Raw genomic sequence first — 1,604 nt, 5'->3', positions numbered from 1 at the left:
CTGTACCATGAATCCCAAAATTGACCCATGTAGCCTAAACATCGCTCAACCAATCTCCAAAAAGGGTATAAAATCCCTGTGGCAGAGTTCTGAGCGGTTATTAAGCTGTCAAGGTTCGTTAATAGTTACTATTCCAGCTGTACATTCAGCTTACCGATATTTGAAAGTGTCTCATAGAATTCATTTTTATAAGGGCAGCTGCTACACAGCTTGAATGTGATATATCTTGCTGAATGAACTACTTTTGCAGCAATCTTCAGCAGTTTTAAACGGACGGTATCAATGCGTTGTTTGCGCATGTTTGCTGATAACGCCAATCGTCTAAACCAATTAAATATGTTATAAGCAAGAGCGTGTACCTGAAGCCTGTTTGCATTTACGATTCTGGTATGACTGCTTACGGAAGCAAAATCAAAACCGGATTTACTTTCTTTGATGAAGTTTTCCATCAGCCCTCGCTTGCAGTAAAACTTGATAAGATACCCTGGTGAGGAATCCATGTTTGTGACAACAAAGGTGTACATGTAAACCATCTGGTTTTCCGGCTTTTCAACCTTGCATACCACACGCCGTTCGTAAGGCCATGACTTTGCTTTGTACATGAATTCACCATAAACTACCGCATAATCCACTTTGTTATTCCTGGTGATTTCATCAAGCTCATCCACAAGATCGGATGCTTTTCCACGTAGGATGCCATTCTCCTTCAGCCGGATCACATAGCTTGTGCCGTTTTCCTCACACTGCTTATAAAGATCAGGCGTAGAAAAACCGCTATCACCACGAAGTAGAATAGGGATTTCCGGATAGTCATGCAGATATTCATCCAGTACCGGCTGCAAAAAATCAACTACTCCGGTGCAGGAATACTGTGTTCCATCACGCAGCTGGATCTTTATCAGATCCCCGGTCATTCCATCATAACAGACAAGTGGATGATAACCATTGCTCTGATAGTGAAAGTTAAAGGCTCTGCCTTCCTGCCTGCCGTATGCATCAAGAAGAGTGGAATCCAGATCCAGAATAACAGCCTGTGGCATCTGAATACTGTAAATTTTCCTCCGAAGTACTCTGGCAATCGCAAGGAACTGGTTTAAAGTGTCTTCATCCATACGGTTAAAGAATCTTGATACCGTAGGCTGTGATGCAAGCGCATCTTTTTCAAGTACAGACTTGAATACAGGATCATTTGTCAGTTCATCAGAGGCATCATCCTCGAAATAACCGGCAATAATCATATATATCATTTGGAGCAGGTTTTTTGGATCCGAATGATATCGGAATAAAGCAGGATCATTGGTTTTAAACGCTTTTTCTAAAAGCGTATCAATACCAAGTTTGCTTATGAATTCTTTGATAAGAAGCAAGCCTGCATCGGATGAGAGATCTCCTCCATCAAAATTTATTTTAATCTGTCTATTGCTTTCTAAGGCTAAGGTGTTTACAATACTCATAAAGGGCTCCTTTGTTTGGGATTGTTAAGACTTTGAACACCTTAATTTTACCACAAATGGATGCTCTTTTTTCATTCACTTGATAGGTGAAAAGCAATATTCAGCTAAAATACAGTAACTATGTGGCTTTCAGCCACTTTCACGGCTGAT

The 1,604-nt window shown here is 40.6% G+C and carries 1 protein-coding gene; it reads right to left on the bottom strand.

Translation table 11 applies throughout. The features are described 5' to 3' along the window. Window positions 1-128: 128 nt before the first annotated feature. On the bottom strand, window positions 129-1,454 hold the full coding sequence (locus DW826_RS17865; protein ID WP_117553340.1) for an IS1380 family transposase: 1,326 nt from the start codon (window positions 1,452-1,454) through the stop codon (window positions 129-131). Between the last annotated feature and the right edge of the window lie 150 nt (window positions 1,455-1,604).

The sequence above is a fragment of the Clostridium sp. AM34-11AC genome, from assembly GCF_003435375.1.
GTDB lineage: Bacteria > Bacillota > Clostridia > Lachnospirales > Lachnospiraceae > Pilosibacter > Pilosibacter fragilis.
This window is presented reverse-complemented; position numbering and strand designations above follow the sequence as displayed.

Excerpts from the sequence above, each read along its gene's own strand:
- DW826_RS17865 (WP_117553340.1), bottom strand. The coding sequence starts at position 1,454 with ATGAGTATTGTAAACACCTTAGCCTTAGAAAGCAATAGACAGATTAAA.